At 76.2% G+C, this 16679-nt stretch carries 14 protein-coding genes and 1 pseudogene; 8 read left to right on the top strand and 7 right to left on the bottom strand.

The window, feature by feature from the left end; genetic code table 11:
* The first annotated feature begins 332 nt into the window (after positions 1-332).
* On the top strand, positions 333-2483 hold the full coding sequence (locus tag VM636_RS01300) for an MMPL family transporter (protein ID WP_053912778.1): 2151 nt from the start codon (positions 333-335) through the stop codon (positions 2481-2483).
* A gap of 60 nt (positions 2484-2543) precedes the next feature.
* Here VM636_RS01300 and VM636_RS01295 read toward each other — a convergent pair whose 3' ends face one another.
* Both VM636_RS01295 and VM636_RS01290 read right to left on the bottom strand, forming a co-directional pair.
* Positions 2544-2972, bottom strand: coding sequence for a TIGR03618 family F420-dependent PPOX class oxidoreductase (locus tag VM636_RS01295; RefSeq protein ID WP_053912777.1), 429 nt, complete (start codon positions 2970-2972; stop codon positions 2544-2546).
* A 113-nt stretch (positions 2973-3085) separates the two neighbouring features.
* A complete protein-coding gene (locus tag VM636_RS01290; RefSeq protein ID WP_037857571.1) occupies positions 3086-3286 on the bottom strand; it encodes a hypothetical protein in 201 nt (66 codons plus the stop codon).
* A gap of 343 nt (positions 3287-3629) precedes the next feature.
* Between VM636_RS01290 and VM636_RS01285 the strand changes: the two genes are divergently transcribed.
* Together VM636_RS01285 and VM636_RS01280 are read left to right on the top strand one after the other, a co-directional pair.
* On the top strand, positions 3630-4634 hold the full coding sequence (locus VM636_RS01285) for a mechanosensitive ion channel family protein (protein WP_030418965.1): 1005 nt from the start codon (positions 3630-3632) through the stop codon (positions 4632-4634).
* 127 nt (positions 4635-4761) lie between these two features.
* The gene (locus tag VM636_RS01280; protein WP_338482963.1) at positions 4762-5391 is read left to right on the top strand and encodes a class I SAM-dependent methyltransferase; all 630 of its coding nucleotides are present in this window, start codon (positions 4762-4764) and stop codon (positions 5389-5391) included.
* 213 nt (positions 5392-5604) lie between these two features.
* On the opposite strand, the gene VM636_RS01275 is transcribed toward VM636_RS01280, so the two are convergent.
* Together VM636_RS01275 and VM636_RS01270 are read right to left on the bottom strand one after the other, a co-directional pair.
* On the bottom strand, positions 5605-6975 hold the full coding sequence (locus VM636_RS01275; protein WP_053912776.1) for an alpha-lytic protease prodomain-containing protein: 1371 nt from the start codon (positions 6973-6975) through the stop codon (positions 5605-5607).
* A 216-nt stretch (positions 6976-7191) separates the two neighbouring features.
* The gene (locus VM636_RS01270; RefSeq protein ID WP_030418968.1) at positions 7192-8856 is read right to left on the bottom strand and encodes an alkaline phosphatase D family protein; all 1665 of its coding nucleotides are present in this window, start codon (positions 8854-8856) and stop codon (positions 7192-7194) included.
* Between the two features lie 653 nt (positions 8857-9509).
* On the opposite strand from VM636_RS01270, the gene VM636_RS01265 reads away from it, so the two are divergent.
* A complete protein-coding gene (locus VM636_RS01265) occupies positions 9510-10490 on the top strand; it encodes a pyridoxal-phosphate dependent enzyme (RefSeq protein WP_030418969.1) in 981 nt (326 codons plus the stop codon).
* 102 nt (positions 10491-10592) lie between these two features.
* Positions 10593-10952 carry a cupin domain-containing protein gene (locus tag VM636_RS01260; protein ID WP_030418970.1) on the top strand — a complete coding sequence of 120 codons (360 nt, stop codon included), beginning with the start codon at positions 10593-10595 and terminating at the stop codon, positions 10950-10952.
* A gap of 136 nt (positions 10953-11088) precedes the next feature.
* Here the strand turns inward: VM636_RS01260 and VM636_RS01255 are convergent, their stop codons facing one another.
* Genes VM636_RS01255 through VM636_RS01245 form a run of 3 tightly spaced genes read right to left on the bottom strand, consistent with a single transcriptional unit; the run spans position 11089 to position 13969 of the window.
* On the bottom strand, positions 11089-11730 hold the full coding sequence (locus VM636_RS01255) for an LUD domain-containing protein (RefSeq protein ID WP_030418971.1): 642 nt from the start codon (positions 11728-11730) through the stop codon (positions 11089-11091).
* On the bottom strand, positions 11727-13217 hold the full coding sequence (locus VM636_RS01250) for a lactate utilization protein B (protein WP_338482962.1): 1491 nt from the start codon (positions 13215-13217) through the stop codon (positions 11727-11729). Before VM636_RS01250 ends, VM636_RS01255 begins: the two co-directional genes overlap by 4 nt.
* Complete coding sequence (locus tag VM636_RS01245) at positions 13214-13969, bottom strand: (Fe-S)-binding protein (RefSeq protein ID WP_030418973.1); 756 nt, start codon at positions 13967-13969, stop codon at positions 13214-13216. Before VM636_RS01245 ends, VM636_RS01250 begins: the two co-directional genes overlap by 4 nt.
* Before the next feature lie 273 nt (positions 13970-14242).
* On the opposite strand from VM636_RS01245, the pseudogene VM636_RS01240 reads away from it, so the two are divergent.
* From VM636_RS01240 to VM636_RS01230, 3 genes and pseudogenes are all read left to right on the top strand, one after another.
* A pseudogene (locus VM636_RS01240) lies at positions 14243-14526 on the top strand (hypothetical protein); the annotation flags it as partial.
* Between the two features lie 42 nt (positions 14527-14568).
* The gene (locus VM636_RS01235; protein WP_338482961.1) at positions 14569-15870 is read left to right on the top strand and encodes an alpha/beta fold hydrolase; all 1302 of its coding nucleotides are present in this window, start codon (positions 14569-14571) and stop codon (positions 15868-15870) included.
* A 55-nt stretch (positions 15871-15925) separates the two neighbouring features.
* A complete protein-coding gene (locus tag VM636_RS01230; RefSeq protein ID WP_030418976.1) occupies positions 15926-16669 on the top strand; it encodes a PIG-L deacetylase family protein in 744 nt (247 codons plus the stop codon).
* The last annotated feature ends 10 nt before the right edge of the window (positions 16670-16679 follow it).

Genomic DNA, 16679 nt, shown 5'->3' with positions numbered 1-16679 from the left:
GGGACGGAGCGCCCACGGGGACGGTGCGGGTCCGAGCGCGCAGGACCACGGGCACGGCTCGCGTCCGGGCCGGGAACGCCGAGCGGTACGGTCCGCGTCCGGCCGCGCGGCGCACCGCGTGCCCCGTCATTAGCGGGGAGCAGTTACTCGATCATTGAGATTGTTTATGATCGAGTGACTGTCCGGCGCGTCGCCTTCGGCTCGGCCCCGGCCGGCCGGTTCACTTTCCCGTGGCAGGACCACCCCGCCACCCCAACGCCCAGACGCTCGGAAACCCAGACGCCCCGCGGTCCCGCCGGACCGCACGCCGATCCCCGGAGACCGTCGCCCCGATGACCCTCACCTCCCGGCGGGCCCGCCGGCTCGTCCCCTTCCTCCTGCTCCTGGTCTGGCTCGGCATCGGCGGGACCCTCGGCCCCTACGCCGGGAAACTGGGCGAGGTCGCCACCAACGACCAGGCGTCCTTCCTGCCCCGCAGCGCCGAGTCCACGCGGGTCATCGACGCGCAGAAGGCGTTCCAGCCGGAGGAGACCCTGCCGGTCATCGTCGTGTGGACCGCCGACGGCGGCGGCGCGGTCGCCGACCGGCGCGCGGCGGCCACCGAGGCGGTCGCGGCCCTCGACGGGGCGGCGGGCACCGTCGGCCGCGCCTCCCCGGCCCTGCCCTCCGAGGACGGCGAGGCGCTCCAGGCCGTCGTCCCGGTCGAGCCCGACCTCGGCGACCGCCTTCCCGGCACGCTGGACCGCATCCGCGCCGCCGCGGAGAAGGTCCCCGGGACCACGGCCCACCTGGCCGGTCCCGCCGCCACCCAGGCCGACCTCTCGCACGCCTTCTCCGGCATCGACGGACTGCTGCTCGGGGTCGCCCTCGTCACCGTCCTGGTGATCCTGCTGCTCGTCTACCGCAGCGTCCTGCTGCCGCTGGTCATCATCCTCGGCGCGGTCTTCGCCCTCGGCCTGGCCTGCGCGATCGTCTACGTCCTCGCCGACCGCGGTGTGGTCCGCGTCGACGGCCAGGTGCAGGGCATCCTCTCCATCCTGGTCATCGGCGCCGCCACCGACTACGCCCTGCTCCTCACCGCCCGCTACCGCGAGGAACTGGTCCGGCACGAGGACCGGTTCGCCGCCGGCCGCGCCGCACTGCGCTCCTCCTGGTCCACCGTCGTCGCCAGCGCCGCGACCGTCGCCCTCGGCCTGCTCGCGCTGCTGCTCAGCGACCTGACCAACAACCGGGCCCTCGGCCCCGTCGGTGCCATCGGCATCGTCTGCGCCGTCCTGAGCACCCTCACCTTCCTGCCCGCCGTACTGGTCCTGCTCGGCCGTGCCGCCTACTGGCCCGCCGCCCCCGCGCCCGCCGCCGGCCCGGACACCGGGGGCCCGGACGGCGCCGACGACGCCCCGGCCGGACACCCCGTGTGGCACCGGGTCGCGGCGGCCGTGGACCGTTCGCCGCGCCGGGTGTGGTCCGTCTGCCTGATCGCGCTCCTCGCCTGCGCCGCCTTCGCGCCCACGCTGACCTCGCGGGGCGTGCCGCTCGACGAGATCTTCGTCAAGGAGGTCCCGTCCGTCTCCGCCCAGCGGACCCTGGCCCGGCACTTCCCCGGCGGCTCCGGCACCCCCGCCGTGATCATCGCGGACGCCGGCCGCACCGACCGGGTGCTCGCCGCGGTCCGCGACACGACCGGCGTGGCCTCCGCCGGCGCCGTGACCGACACGGGCCGGCCCGGCGGCGGCCCCCCGCGTGTCGTCGACGGGCGGGTCCGCATCGACGCGACGCTGCGCGACCCGGCCGACAGCGACGCCGCCAAGGACACGGTGGCCCGGCTCCGCTCCGCCGTCCACGCGGTGCCCGGCGCCGACGCCCTGGTCGGCGGCTACACCGCCCAGCAGTACGACACCCAGCGCACCGCCGAGCACGACCGGACCGTCATCGTGCCCGTCGTCCTCGCCATCATCCTGGTCATCCTCGTCGCCCTGCTGCGCTCGCTGCTCATGCCGGTGGTGCTGGTGGCGACGGTGGCGCTGAACTTCCTCGCCACCCTGGGCATCGCGGCCCTCGTCTTCCGGCACGTCCTCGGCTTCACCGGCACCGACGCCTCCGTACCGCTGTACGGCTTCGTGTTCCTGGTGGCGCTCGGCGTCGACTACAACATCTTCCTGATGTCCCGGGTCCGGCAGGAGGCGCTGCGCCACGGGGTACGACAGGGCATCCTGCGCGGACTGACCGTCACCGGTGGCGTGATCACCTCGGCCGGGGTGGTGCTGGCCGCGACCTTCGCCGCCCTCGCGGTGATCCCGCTGGCCTTCCTGGTGCAGATCGCCTTCATCGTCGCCTTCGGCGTCCTGCTCGACACGCTGGTGGTGCGTTCGCTGCTGGTCCCGGCCCTCGCCCGGGAGACCGGGCCCGTCGCCTGGTGGCCCGGCCGCCTCGGCCGCGACCGCCCGGCCCGGACCGGCGGTCCGGACGGCGCCGCCGAAGGCTGAGGGGGCGCCGGACGCCGCGGGGGCGACGGCGCGGACGCCGAGGGGGCGGGGCCGCGCCCGTCACCCGGCGCCGTGCGCGTCCGGTCCGGGGCGCACCGTGCCGAGGAAGCGCCGGACGGAGACCTCGATGACGACCCGCCGCGGGTTCTCCCGGGGCCGCCGGTAGCGCGCCGCGTACCGCTCCTCCGCCTCCCGCACCGCGCCGGGGTCGTCCCGGACGGCCGCCGTGCCCTCCAGCGTGGACCAGCGCCGGCCGTCCACCTGGCCGACCGCGACCGTCGCCCGACCGGCCTCCACCGCCCGCAGGACGTTGCGGACCTTGGCGGTGTCCCGGCTGGTGATGACCCGCGCCGTGCGGGTGGCGTGGTCGTACGTCACGCCCACCGGCACCAGGTGCGGGCCGCCGCCGACGCGTGGGGTGGCCAGGAAGCACACTCGGCGCTCCTGCCAGAACCGTACGAACGCGTCGTCCGCCTCGTCGGTGGTCATCGCTCTCCTCCCGGACACGGGGTCCGTCGCCCACAGCGTGGCCCCGCGAGGACCCCGGAACCGGAACGGCCACACCACCAGGACCCTACGCGGCGCCGCCGGGCCCCCGGCCGTCAGGCCGCGTCCCGCTCCTCCCGGCCGTCCCCGGCCGCCGCGTGCCGTCCCCGGCCGCCGCCCGGGACGAGGCGCAGATGCCGGCGCCGGGAGCGCCGGGCGGGCCGCCCGGTCCCGTCGAAGAGCCGGTCCTCCAGGAACGTCATGGTGAGGAGCAGCAGCCCGAGGCAGGGCAGCAGCAGTACGGCAACGATGACCACGCCGCGGATCCCTCCTCGGTGGGCGACGTCCCACCGGGTGCCCCGCGACACGCCCGGGATGGGCGGACGCCGGTGAAGATGCCGTAACCATCCGGACAAGGCGGCGGAAGGCGGATGTATCGCCGTGTCGTCGTACGGCGCCGGGCGAAGGCGGTGACAAGGGGAGTCCGGGGCGGGCCGGTGGTGCGGCCCCGTCATGTTCGGGGCGGCCGTGGGTAGGTGTCGCCGACGGCGGTGCCGGCCGCGCACGCCGACGAACCCCGACACCCCCGACACCTCGACACCTCGATACCCCGAGATCCCGAGACCCCTGAGAACTCCGAGAGAGGGAGCACGCGAGCCGATGACGCACGCAACCGCACGCACCGGACCGGCCGCCGACGTCACCACGGCGGCCGACTGGTCGGGCTGGGTGGGCGAACACACCACCGCACTGATCGGGATACCGCTGCGCATCGCGCTCATCGTCGTCGTCCTGCTGGTCGTACGGGCCGTCGCCCGACGGGCCATCACCCGGATCGTGCAGCGCGTCCTGGAGCCGAACGGCGGCGAGAGCGACCACGGCCGGCCGCGCCGTGCCGGACGCGGGCCCGCCGTGCTCCACCGCGACCGCTCGCGGGCCCGGCAGCGCCGCGAACAGCGGGCCCGCACCATCGGCTCGGTACTGAGCAGCGCCGTGACCATCGTGCTCTTCATGGTCGGCGTGGCCATGGTCCTCGACCAGGTCGGCATCGCGCTCGGCCCGCTCCTCGCCAGCGCCGGAGTCGTCGGCCTCGCCATCGGCTTCGGCGCCCAGAGCCTGGTCGCCGACTACCTGTCCGGACTGCTCATCATGATCGAGGACCAGTACGGCGTCGGGGACTCCGTCGACCTCGGCGAGGCCGTCGGCGAGGTGGAGCACGTCGGGCTGCGCCTCACCCACGTCCGCGACCTCAACGGCGGCCTGTGGCACATCCGCAACGGCGAGATCCTGCGCGTGCGCAACGACAGCCAGGAGTGGGCCCGCGCCGTCCTGGACGTCACCGTCTCCTACGACGAGGACCTCGACACCGTCTACCGGGTCCTGGAGGAGGCCGGCCGCGGACTGCGCGAGGACCCCGGCTTCTCGGACCTGCTCCTGGAGGACCTCGCGGTGTGGGGCGTGCAGTCCCTCGACGCCGACGGCGTCCTGGTGCGCGTCGCCGTCAAGACCGTGCCGCTCCAGCAGTGGGGCGTCACCCGCGAACTGCGCCGCCGGGTCAAGGAGTCCCTGGAGGCGGCCGGCATCGACCTCGCGTTCCCGCAGCGCGCCCGCTTCCTGCGCGGCGAGGACGACGACAGCGGAGCCACCGCCCGCCCCTACCGCTGACCGGGCGCGCTTTGCCGGAACGGCAACGCCGTTTGTCCCCGGGGCCGCCCCCGGTGCAACCTGCGGGGGAGGCGCCCGGCACGCCGCGCGCCACCGGCAGCAGCACACCGTCCCCGGGGAGGCACCCATGACCGACACGCCGTCGCGGCCCGCCGACTTCTGGGAGGCCCGCTACCGGGACTCCGGGCGGGTGTGGAGCGGACGCCCGAACGACCTGCTGGTCCGGGAGGCCGCGGACCTCGGCCCCGGCACCGCCCTCGACCTGGGCTGCGGCGAGGGCGCGGACGCCGTCTGGCTGGCCTCGCGGGGCTGGCGGGTGACCGGCGTCGACATCTCCGCCACCGCCCTCGAACGCGCCGCCGCGCACGCCGCCGACGCCGGGGTGGGCGAGCGCACCGCCTGGGAACGGCACGAGTTGGGCCGCACCTTCCCCGAGGGCTTCTTCGACCTGGTGAGCGCGCACTACCTCCAGTCCCCGGTGGCACTGGACCAGCGCGGTGTGCTGCGCTCCGCCGCGCACGCCGTCGCGGAGGGCGGCACGCTGCTGATCGTCCTGCACGCCGCCTGGCCCTCCTGGCAGACCGAGCCGCCCTTCGACGCGGTGTTCCCCACCCTCGACGGGCTCCTCGACGACCTCGCCCTGCCCGACGAGGCGTGGACCCTCGTCACGCGGGAGACCGTCAGCCGGCCCAGCACCTCGCCCGAGGGCGTCGAGGGCCACCGCGAGGACCACGTCTGGCGCCTGCGCCACCGCTGAGCACCGCCCCGGCCGGCGACCCCGCCCGGCCCGCACGAGGCGCCGCGCACCCCGCCGGTCCGCGCGCCGCGCACATGGCACGGGCCTCGGCGGTGCGCGCCCACGGCACGGGTGCTCGGCGCTGCCGCGTCCACGCACGGCCCGGCGCCGAGGGACGCCGGCCGGCGAGGGTGGCCGCCCCCGTCCGGGGCCCGTGCGCGGACCGGCGGCCCGTCAGGCGCGCCGCCACAGGGACGGCGTGGCCTCGGGGGAGGCGGCGGCCTGCGCCTGGTGGTCCTGCAGGCAGCGGTAGCGGACGCCCCCGTGGCTCACCGCGGCCCCGGCCTCGTAGACGCGTCCGGCGGTCCACGCGTCCCCCGCCGTGCTCTCCTGCGGCGCGGGCGTCTTCGTCGTGGCGGACGTGGTCAGCAGGGTCAGCCCGAAGTCGGCGAGCGTGGCGTTGACCGGCTGGTAGTACGTGGTCCCGCCGCGCGTGCAGTCGCCGGAGCCGCCGGAGGTGGTGCCCTGCGCCTGGGCGCCCGCGAGGAAGGGGCCGCCGGAGTCGCCGGGCTCCGCGCACACCGAGGTCTCGGTGACGCCCCGGACCGTGCCCTCCGGGTAGCTGACGCTCGTGTCGTGCTGCCGGACGGTGCCGCAGTGCCAGCCCGTGGTGGAGCCCGAGCGGCAGACCGACGCCCCCGCCAGGGCCTCCACCGAACCGGCGACCTGGATCGTCGTGCCGTCCTGGGCCCTGACGTCCGGCGTGGCCGTCCAGCCCGCGCCGACCGCCACCCACGCCATGTCCCGGCCCGGGAAGACGGACTGCCGGACGGTGCCCTGCGCGCTCTCGTCGGGGCCCGTGGTGACCGCGCCCGGGGCGCCGCAGTGGCCGGCGGTGGCGAAGCCCTCCTGCCCGTCCCGGGTGACGGAGAAGCCGACGGAGCAACGGGCCCGGCCGTCGATGAGGTAGGCGTCGCCGCCCACCAGGTCCGTGAACAGGCGGGGCCGCTCCGCCGAGATCCGGACGCCCAGGTCCGCGCGGTCCACGCCGGCGGCCTCGGCGAAGGCGTCCGCGGCCGGTTCACCGGCGGCCTGGACCACGACCCGGTTGGCGCGCACGTCGACGTACCAGACCGGCGTGGCCGCGGTGGACACGCGGCCGGCGGCGGCGTCCAGCCGCTCCTTGACGGCGGTGAGTTCGCCCAGGCCCCGGGCGACGACGGCCGCCCGCGCGCCCTGCGCCTCGATGGCGTCCGTGTCGGCGGCGTCCGTGGTGGCGACGGTCAGCTCGGCGGAGGTGTCGCCGCTCACCCAGGCACCGGCGAAGCGGTCACCGAGGCTGTCGCGCAGCAGCCCCGCGCGGGTGCCCGCCTCCGCCTCGTTGACCAGCCGGGCCGCCGCCCGGCCGGGCGCGAGCCCCAGGTCCCGCTCCATCGCCCGCAGCAGCGCCGCGGGCGCCCGGCCGGCGCCGGAGGGCGGGACGGCCGAGGGGGCGGGGGCGGGCGGCGGCGCGGCCGAGGCCACCGGGGGGAGCGCGGCCAGGGCCAGCGCGCCGAGCGCCGTCCAGACGGCGCGGCGGCCGTACCTGGCGTGTCTGCCGACCATGCGGGATGCCTCCTTCGGTCGCCGCCCGGCACGGCGACGGCTGAGTGGGGGGAAGGGACGGGAGCGGTACCGGCCGGGGAAGCCACAGTCCTTGCCGGAACGGCTCCGGACGATGCCGAGCGGCGGCGTCATTCGCGCGATGGGGGACCCGCCGGGCGGCAAGTGCAGTAGGCGCGGACCGGAACCGGGAGGTCCGGGGCCGGTCGCAGGCGGGTTTCAGGCGGCTTTGAGGCCGGGGGCGCCGGCCTCGGTGACGAAGGACGCGGCCGTCGTGACGGGGGCGCCCGGCGTGGTGACGGCCGGGACGGCGCGGAAGTCGACGCGGGCCGCCGCCCGGCCCAGTTCGACCCGGGCGTAGCCGCGTTTGCCGTGGTAGAAGCGCAGGTGCGGATTGGCCCGCAGATACGCGTCCCAGGTGGCCGGCTTCTCCTGGCCGTCCCGGCCGCTGGCCACCGAGGTGCAGGTGATCTCCGTGCCCAGCGTCCGGGAGTCCGGGTCGTCGAAGTCGTCCAGGACGTCGAAGGCGTAGGCCACGTGCACGTCACCGGTGAGGACGAGCCAGTTGTCGATCCCGGCCGCCTTGGCACCGGCGACGACCCGGTTCCGGGAGGCGCGGTAGCCGTCCCAGGCGTCCATCGACATGTCCGCGTCGGCCCCGGCGGCGAACTTCCGCTGGGAGAAGCAGACCTGCTGCGGCATCACGTTCCACAGCGCCGTGGAGGCGTGCCAGCCGTCGAGCAGCCAGCGCTCCTGCGCCGCCCCGGTGAGGGTGCGCGCCGGATCGTCGGACTCCGGTCCGGGCGGGTGCGGCCGGTCGTCGTAGACCTGGTCGGAGCGGTACTGGCGGGTGTCCAGCACGTCGAACTGGGCGAGCGTGCCCCAGTGCAGCCGGCGGTACATCCGCGCGTCGGGTCCCTGCGGCAACTGGGCCGCGCGCAGCGGCTGGTGCTCCCAGTACGCCCGGTACGCGGCGGCCCGGCGCAGCAGGAACTCCTCGGGCGGCACGTCGTTCTCGGGCACGGCGCCCGCGTAGTTGTTCTCGGCCTCGTGGTCGTCCCAGGTGACGACGAAGGGGTGCGCGGCGTGCGCCGCCCGCAGGTCCGGGTCGCTCTTGTAGAGGGAGTAGCGCAGCCGGTAGTCCGCGAGCGTCATGGTCTCGTGGTCGAAGACGCCGGGCAGCGTGCCGGAGGGGTAGCGGCGCTCCCCGCCGGAGGAGTTCACCGCGTACTCGTACAGGTAGTCGCCGAGGTGGAAGACGACGTCGACGTCGTCCTCGGCGAGGTGGCGGTGGACGGTGAAGTAGCCGTCCTGGTACGCCTGGCAGGCGACGGCCGCGAGCCGCAGCGACGCCACCGGGGTGCCGGCGGCGGGCGCGGTGCGGGTGCGGCCCACGGGACTGATCCAGGCGCCCGCGCGGAAGCGGTAGTGGTAGACCGTGCCGGGCGCGAGCCCCCGCACGTCGACGTGCACGCTGTGCCGGTACTCGGCGTGCGCGAGGGCCTGACCGCGGCGGACCACGGTGGCGAAGCGCTCGTCGAGCGCCACCTCCCAGTCGACCGTGATCCGCTCCTCGCCCAGCCCGCCGTCGGCGGTGAACGGCTCGGGCGCCAGCCGCGTCCACAGCAGCACCGAGTCGGGCAGCGGGTCCCCGGAGGCGACGCCCAGGGTGAAGGGGTCGGCGGCGATCCGCGCGCCGCCCCGGGCGGGGGCGGCGAAGGCGCCGCGGGCCGGCAGGTCGGTGGCGAAGGCGAGCGCGGCGGCGGCCGCGGTCACCGTGAGGAAGCGCCTGCGGCCGAGGCGGCGGGCGGCGGCCCGCAGCGTGGCGTCGTGCGGGGCGAGGGCGTGGTCGGCCGGTGCGCGGTGACGGCCCCTGGGCGCCATCTGGTGTCCTCTCGTACGGGCGGGCGGGTCCCGGGGCGAGCGGCGCGGGCGGGCGTGGTCCCGGACGGTCGTCCCGCGCACCGCGGCACGGGGCCTTCGCCACGTGGCGCCGGGGTGCGCCGTCCGGGCCGGGGTGCCGTCGCGCGGTGGCGCCGACGGCCCGTCAGGCGCGGACCCCGCATGCTAAGCAGACAAACCGCCTGAAAGAGGGAGGGCTTGCGGGGCGAACGCCAAGATGATCACACAAGAGGCGGTACGGGGGCGGGGTACCCGCTCCCGTACCGGGTGCGTACGGCCTCCGGCCCCCGTCCGGGCGTGCGGCGAGCGGGAACCGCGCGAGGAAGCACCGCGTCCGGCCGGTGCCCTGGCTCAGCACCAGCCGGTGGGTGCCCAGCTCCCGGTCGCGGCCGGGCAGCGGCGCTCCCCAGGACATGCCGACGAGCACGGGCGGGGCGAGGCTGAGCGCCTCCGCGACGGCGGCGGCCCGGCGGCGAGCGAGCCGTGCGCCCCGCCGCGGTGTCTCGGCCCCGGTGCCGCGCGCCGCGTAGCCTCGACGGGAGCGCCCGACGAGAGCGCGACGACGACCGGGGGCGCCGCGGGCCGCTGTCGGAAAGACGCCGGTCCGCCGCCCGGACCAGAACCGGAGGACCCGCGTGCCCGCCACCGACCCGCTGCCCGTCACCCTCGGCGACGTCCGGGCCGCCGCCGCGCGCCTCGCGGGCGTCGTCCACCGCACCCCGGTCCTGCGCTCCCGCACCCTGGACTCCCTCGTCGGCGCGGAGATCCACCTCAAGTGCGAGAACTTCCAGCGGGTGGGCGCCTTCAAGTTCCGCGGCGCCTACCACGCCGCCTCGCGCCTGCCGCCCGCCCGGCTCGCCCGGGGCATCGCCGCCTACTCCTCCGGCAACCACGCGCAGGCCGTCGCCCTCGCCGCCCGGGAACTGGGCACCACCGCCGTCATCGTCATGCCCGAGGACGCGCCGCCCTCCAAACGCGCGGCCACCGCCGCCTACGGCGCCGAGATCGTCACCTACGACCGCTACGGCGCCGACCGCGTCGCCCTCGCCGAGGCCCTGGCCGCCGACCGGGGCCTGACCCTCATCCCGCCCTACGAACACCCCGACGTCATCGCCGGACAGGGCACCGCCGCCCTCGAACTCCTCGACGACGCCGGCGCGCTGGACGCGCTGATCGTCCCGGTCGGCGGCGGGGGACTGATCGCCGGCAGCGCCGTCGCGGCCACCGGCCTCCACCCCGGGCTCAAGGTCATCGGCGTCGAACCGGAGGCGGGGGACGACACCCTGCGCTCGCTGCGGGCGGGCCGGCGGGTGCGGGTGCCGGTGCCCCGCACCATCGCCGACGGCCAGGCCGTCGACATGCCCGGGGAACTGACCTTCTCCGTCAACCGGCGGCTGCTCGACGGGATCGTGCTCGTCGGCGACGACGAGATCCGGGACGCCATGCGCTTCGCCTTCGAACGGCTGAAGATCGTTCTCGAACCGAGCGGTGCCACCCCGCTCGCCGCGCTCCTGACCGGCCGGGCCGGCCCGCTGCCCGGCCGGGTGGGGCTGATCCTCTCCGGCGGCAACGTCGACGCCGCGCGCTTCGCCCGGCTGTGCGGCACCCGCGGCTGACCCTCGCGCCGCGGACCGGGCCCGGGGCCCGCCCGGGGGTTGGCGGCACGGCCCCGGCGGGCGGACCATGGAAGGAAGGGAAACCAGGGAAGGAGGAGCGTCATGCTGGAGATCAAGACGCTCGACAAGCCCGACGAGCGGCGCGATTTCCCCCGCGGCCACATCGAGGCCGTGCACCTCGGCGGACTCGACTTCGCCGTCGCCACCTTCGAACCGGGCTGGCGCTGGTCGGAGTCGGTGGCACCCATCGCGGGCACCGACAGTTGCCGCATCCACCACAACGGCTACGTCGTCGCGGGCCGGATGCGCATCCGCATGGACGACGGCGCCGAGAGCGAGGTGGGCGCCGGCGACGTCTTCGTCTGCCCGCCCGGACACGACGCCTGGACCGTGGGCGACGAACAGTGCGTGGTCTACGACTTCGCCGGCGGTATGGCCCAGGAGTACGCCAAGGCCGACTAGGGAACGGCCACGGCGCCGGGCCCCGCGCCCGGCGCCCCGCCACGCGCCCACCGCACACGCCGCCGCACCGGACCCGGCCGTGCCGGGCCCCGGCCGCAGCGGAGGCGGGGCCGGCCGGCGCGGCCACACCGGGCGCCTACTCCGCCAGGACCACCTCCAGGGTGCGGGGGCCGTGCACCCCCTCGACGCGGCTCAGCTCGATGTCGCTGGTGGCCGACGGGCCGGAGATCCAGGTCAGCGGGCGGGCCGGATCGAGGCGCGGCAGCGCCAGCGGAACGGAGGCGACCACCTGGTCCGGCACCCGCACCACACAGACGTGGTGGTCGGGGACGAGGGTGACGCGACGGCGCCCCTGCCCGGCCGAGCCGTCCAGGACGATCGTGCCGGTCTCCGCGATCGCCACGGCGCACCCGGTGACCACGCTGTCCACCAGGTCCAGTTCGTCCGGCGTGCTCTCCGCCCGGTCCCCGACCCGTTCCGCGCCGCACGCCGCGACCCAGTCCGGGTCCAGCCCGGCCGGGACCAGCACCGTCCGCGCCCCCCGCGCCGCCAGCAGCCCGGCGACCGTGGCCGCCACCTCGCCGGCCGCGCAGCGGTGCACGAGGGCCCGGTAGTCGGCCAGGTTCCGGGCGAGCAGGTCCACCGTCTCGGCGGCCCCGCGCTTCCCGTGCTCGCGCAGGTAGTCCCGCGCGATCACCTCCTCGTAGGGGCGCTCGTCGCGCGGTACGTCCGCCAGCGCCCGCCGCACCCGGCCCAGGATCCGCTCCCTGGAACTCATCGAGCCGCTCCCCCTGTCCCGTCCGCCCCGCCGCCCGTGCGCCGCCACCAGTCCCTGAACGGTTCCGCCGGCACCGGGGGCAGGTCCCGGGTGCCGCTCCAGGCCCGGCCCGGACCGGGCAGCGTCCGCGGATGGAAGCGGCGGGTGCGCGAGGCCAGCCGCTGGCCCGTCCGCAGGGCCCCGGGACGGGCCAGCGCCCACAGCGCCGCCCGCATCGCCGCCCGTTCCGCGGCGTGCCCCCGGGCCGGGCGCAGCACCACCCGGTCGCCGCCGCGGACCGCGGGGCCGCCCCGCACCACCCGCTCCCGCAGGTGCACCAGCACCTCGGGGATGTCGATGGCGACCGGGCACACCTCGTAGCAGGCGCCGCAGAGCGAGGACGCGTACGGCAGCGACGCGTCGAGCGCGCTGCCCGTGCCGCGCAACTGGGGGCTGAGGATCGCGCCGATCGGACCCGGGTACACCGAGCCGTAGGCGTGCCCGCCCGCCCGCTCGTAGACCGGGCAGACGTTCAGGCAGGCCGAGCAGCGGATGCAGCGCAGCGCCTGGCGGCCCACCTCGTCCGCGAGGGTGTCGGTGCGCCCGTTGTCCAGCAGCACCAGGTGGAAGACGCGCGGGCCGTCCCCGTCGGTGGTGCCGGTCCACATCGACGTGTACGGGTTCATGCGCTCGGCGGTCGAGGAGCGGGGGAGGGTCTGGAGGAAGACCTCCAGGTCCCGCCAGGCCGGCACGATCTTCTCGATGCCGACCACGGAGATCAGCGTCTCGGGCAGGGTCAGGCACATCCGCCCGTTGCCCTCCGACTCCACCACGATCAGGGTGCCGGTCTCCGCGACCACGAAGTTGGCGCCCGAGACGCCCACCTTGGCACGCAGGAACTTCTCCCGCAGGTGCAGCCGGGCCGCCTCGGCGAGCTGCGCGGGCGTGTCGGTGAGCCCGTCGGGGGCCGGCCGTCCCCACGCGCCCATCTCGGAGCGGAAGACGTCGCGGATCTCCCCCCGGTTGCGGTGGATGGCCGGCACCAGGATGTGCGAGGGGCGGTCGTGGCCCAACTGCACGATCAGCTCGGCGAGATCGGTCTCGTAGGCGTGGATGCCCTCGTCGGCGAGGGCCTCGTTGAGGCCGGTCTCCTGGGTGGCCATCGACTTGACCTTGACCACCTCCGACTCGCCGGTCTCGCGCACCAGCCGGGCCACGATCCGGTTCGCCTCGTCCGCGTCGGCCGCCCAGTGGACGATGCCGCCGGCCGCCGTCACGGACGCCTCCACCTGCTCCAGGTAGCGGTCGAGGTGGCGCAGCGTGTGGTCCTTGATCCGCCGGCCCGCCTCGCGCAGCGCCGCCCAGTCGGACACCTCGGCCACCGCGGCGGCCCGCTTGGCCCTGATGGTGTGCGTGGCGTGGCGCAGGTTGCCGCGCAGGGTCGTGTCGCGCACCGCCGCCCGCGCCGCCTCGGGGAAGGCCGGCATGCCCAGGTGGGTCCCGCTCATCCGCGCGCCTCCGCTTCCGTGGTCGCCAGGATCTCCGCGATGTGCACCGGACGCAGGGCCGTGCCCAGCCGCCCCATCGTCCCGCCGAGGTGCATCAGGCAGGAGTTGTCCGCCGCGCACAGCACCTCGGCGCCCGTCGAGACGGCGTGGCGCACCTTGTCCGCGCCCATCGCCGCCGACACGTCCGGGTTCTTCACGGCGAAGGTGCCGCCGAAGCCGCAGCACTCCCCGGCACCGGGCAGCTCGACCAGCTCCAGCCCCCGCACCGCCTCCAGCAGCCGCCGCGGCCGGTCGCCCAGGCCGAGGGAGCGGAGCCCGTGGCAGGTCGGGTGGTAGGTCACCGTGTGCGGGTAGTACGCCCCCACGTCCGTCACCCCCACCACGTCCACCAGGAACTCCGTCAGTTCGTACGTCCTCGGCACCACCGGCGCCAGCGTCGCGGCGAGGGCGCCGCCCCGGCCCTCGGCTCGGGCCCGCGCACCCAGCCGCGGGTACAGCTCCCGCACCATCGCCGCGCAGGACCCGGAGGGCGTCACGATCGCCTCGTAGTCCCGGAAGACCTCGGCGAAGCGGACGGCGAGGGGCTCCGCCTCGTGCCGGTAGCCGGAGTTGTAGTGGGCCTGCCCGCAACAGGTCTGCCCCATCGGGAAGCCGACCTCGACGCCCAGTCTGGTCAGCAGTCTCACCACGGCGCGGCCGGTGTCCGGATAGAGCGTGTCGTTGACGCAGGTCAGGAACAGGGCGACACGCATCGCGGCTCCTCGGTGTGCTCAACGGATGGACGCAGGGTAGTGGGGGCGCGCGGGTGAGCGGGAGACCCCGTTCGCCGTCCGGCGAGTCGGTCCCCCGCGGCCCGCAGGCGGGCGGTGGTGCCGCGGGGCGTGGCGGACCGGGCGGACGGTGCGGCGCGGCAGCCCGCCGAGGGCCGCGAGGCCGCCCACGTGCCAGGGCGCGGGCCCGCACCAGGCCGTCGCCCGGCGCGGCCATCCGGGCGGACCGGCCGCCACCGGCGGCCCGCGCGCGTCGGCGCCGTGGCCGTCCCCGGCGGTCTCGCCCTCGTCTTCCACGGCGACATCGAGTGCCGCGGCCCGTCCCCCTCACCTCGGTGCGCCGGCCCGCCGTCACCATGGGCGCCCTCGCCGCCGAACTCCCCCCGGAGGAGACCGAGTCGGCGTGCACCGGCCGCCCGCGCGCGCACCGCCGGGTCGTCCCGCGGCCCGTGCCGGTGGTGCGCGGCCCGGGCCTCACGGCCCGCTGGGCGCCAGAAGTTCCGGTCCCGGGGGAGGCCGGCCGCAGGTCCATGTGCTGAACTGGGTCCCGGCCGAAAATCCGTCCGCCCCAGGAGTCACCGTTGAGCGTCAGCTACCGCCAGCCCGGCGTCGTCCTCACCGACCGCCGGTTCACCGTCCCCCTCGACCACGACGACCCGGCCGGGGAGACGATCGAGCTGTACGCCCGTGAGGCCGTCGCGAGCGACAAGGCGGACCGGGACCTGCCCTGGCTGGTCTACCTCCAGGGCGGCCCCGGCTTCGGGGCGAACCGTTTCGTCGGCCGTCCCGCCTGGCTCGGCCGGGCCCTGGAGGAGTACCGCGTCCTCCTTCTGGACCAGCGTGGCACCGGCGCCTCCACCCCCGCCAACCGGCAGACGCTGCCGCTGCGCGGCGGCCCCGCCGAGCAGGCCGACTACCTCACCCGCTTCCGCGCCGACTCCATCGTCCGCGACTGCGAGGCGATCCGCCCCCGGGTCACCGGCGGCGCCCCCTGGACCGTGCTCGGCCAGAGCTTCGGCGGCTTCTGCACCGTCGCCTACCTCTCCCTCGCCCCCGAGGGGCTGAGCACCGCCCTCGTCACCGGCGGCCTGCCCTCCCTGGACGCCCACGCCGACGACGTCTACCGGGCCGCCTACCCGCGCATCGAACGCAAGGTCGCCGCGCACTACGCCCGCTACCCCCAGGACGTCGAACGCGTCCGCCGCATCGCCGAGCACCTGCTCACCCACGACGTCGTCCTGCCCGGCGGCTACCGGCTCACCGTCGAGGCGTTCCAGTCCCTCGGCATCCTCCTCGGCAGCGGCGACGGCAGCCACCGCCTGCACTTCCTGCTGGAGGACGCCTTCGTCCGCACCCCCTCCGGAGCCGAGCTGTCCGACGCCTTCCAGGAGCAGGTCCAGGGCCTCCTGTCGTACGCCGGGCACCCGCTGTACGCCCTCGTCCACGAGGCGATCTACGCCCAGGACGCGCGTCCCACCGCCTGGTCGGCCGAACGCGTCCGCGCCGAGTTCCCCCGCTTCGACGCGGCCAAGGCCCTCGCCGGCGACGACCCCGTGCTGCTCACCGGCGAGTCCGTCCACCCCTGGATGTTCGCGTGCGACCCGGCGCTGCGCCCGCTGCGCGAGACGGCCGAACTCCTCGCCGCCCGCACCGACTGGACGCCGCTGTACGACCCGGCCCGGCTCGCCGCCAACGAGGTGTCCACCGCCGCGGCCGTCTACCACGACGACATGTACGTCGAGACCACCCACGCGCTGGCCACCGCCCGCACCGTCCGCGGCCTGCGCACCTGGGTCACCGACGAGTTCGAGCACGACGGCGTCCGCGCCGGCGGCCCCCGCGTCCTGGACCGGCTGCTCGCCCTCGTCCGCGACGAGGTCTGAGCCCCACCCGGCCGCGGGCCCCGTGTCCCGCCCGCGGCCGGGTTAGTGTGCCGCCATGACCGATCCCGCAGGCACCCCCCTGGAACCCCTGCCCGGTGACTGGCGCCGGGCCCTCGCCGTCGTCGCCCACCCCGACGACCTGGAGTACGGCTGCGCGGCGGCCGTCGCCTCCTGGACCGACGGGGGGCGGGAGGTGACGTACGTGCTCGCCACCCGGGGCGAGGCCGGCATCGACACCCTCGCGCCCGAGGAGTGCGGCGCCCTGCGGGAGCGAGAGCAGCGCGAGAGCGCCGCCGAGGTGGGCGTGGACCGGGTGGAGTTCCTCGATCACCGGGACGGCGTCGTCGAGTACGGCGTCCCGCTGCGCCGCGACATCGCCGCAGCGATCCGCCGCCACCGCCCCGAACTGGTCGTCACCCTCAACCACCGGGAGACCTGGGGCGGCGGCTCCTGGAACACCCCCGACCACGTCGCGGTCGGCCGGGCCACGCTGGACGCGGCGGCGGACGCCGGGAACCGCTGGATCTTCCCCGAACTGGCCGCACAGGGCCTCGAACCCTGGGACGGCGTCCGCTGGGTCGCGGTCGCCGGCTCCACCTCGCCCACCCACGCCGTGGACGCGACGGCGGGCCTGGAACGCGCCGTGCGCTCCCTGCTCGCCCACCGCACCTACCTCCAGGTCCTCACCGACGAGGACCCCGAGGCGTACGCGCGCGGCTTCCTCACCCGCAACGCCGAGGAGACCGGGAAGCGCTTCGGGGGCCGCCCCGCGGTCGCCTTCGAGCTGTTCGCCCGCTGACGGCGCGGGG

Source organism: Streptomyces sp. SCSIO 75703 (genome assembly GCF_036607905.1).
In the GTDB taxonomy this organism is placed as follows: domain Bacteria; phylum Actinomycetota; class Actinomycetes; order Streptomycetales; family Streptomycetaceae; genus Streptomyces.
The sequence above is the reverse complement of the archived record's forward strand: the minus strand, read 5'-3'. Positions and strand labels throughout refer to the sequence as shown.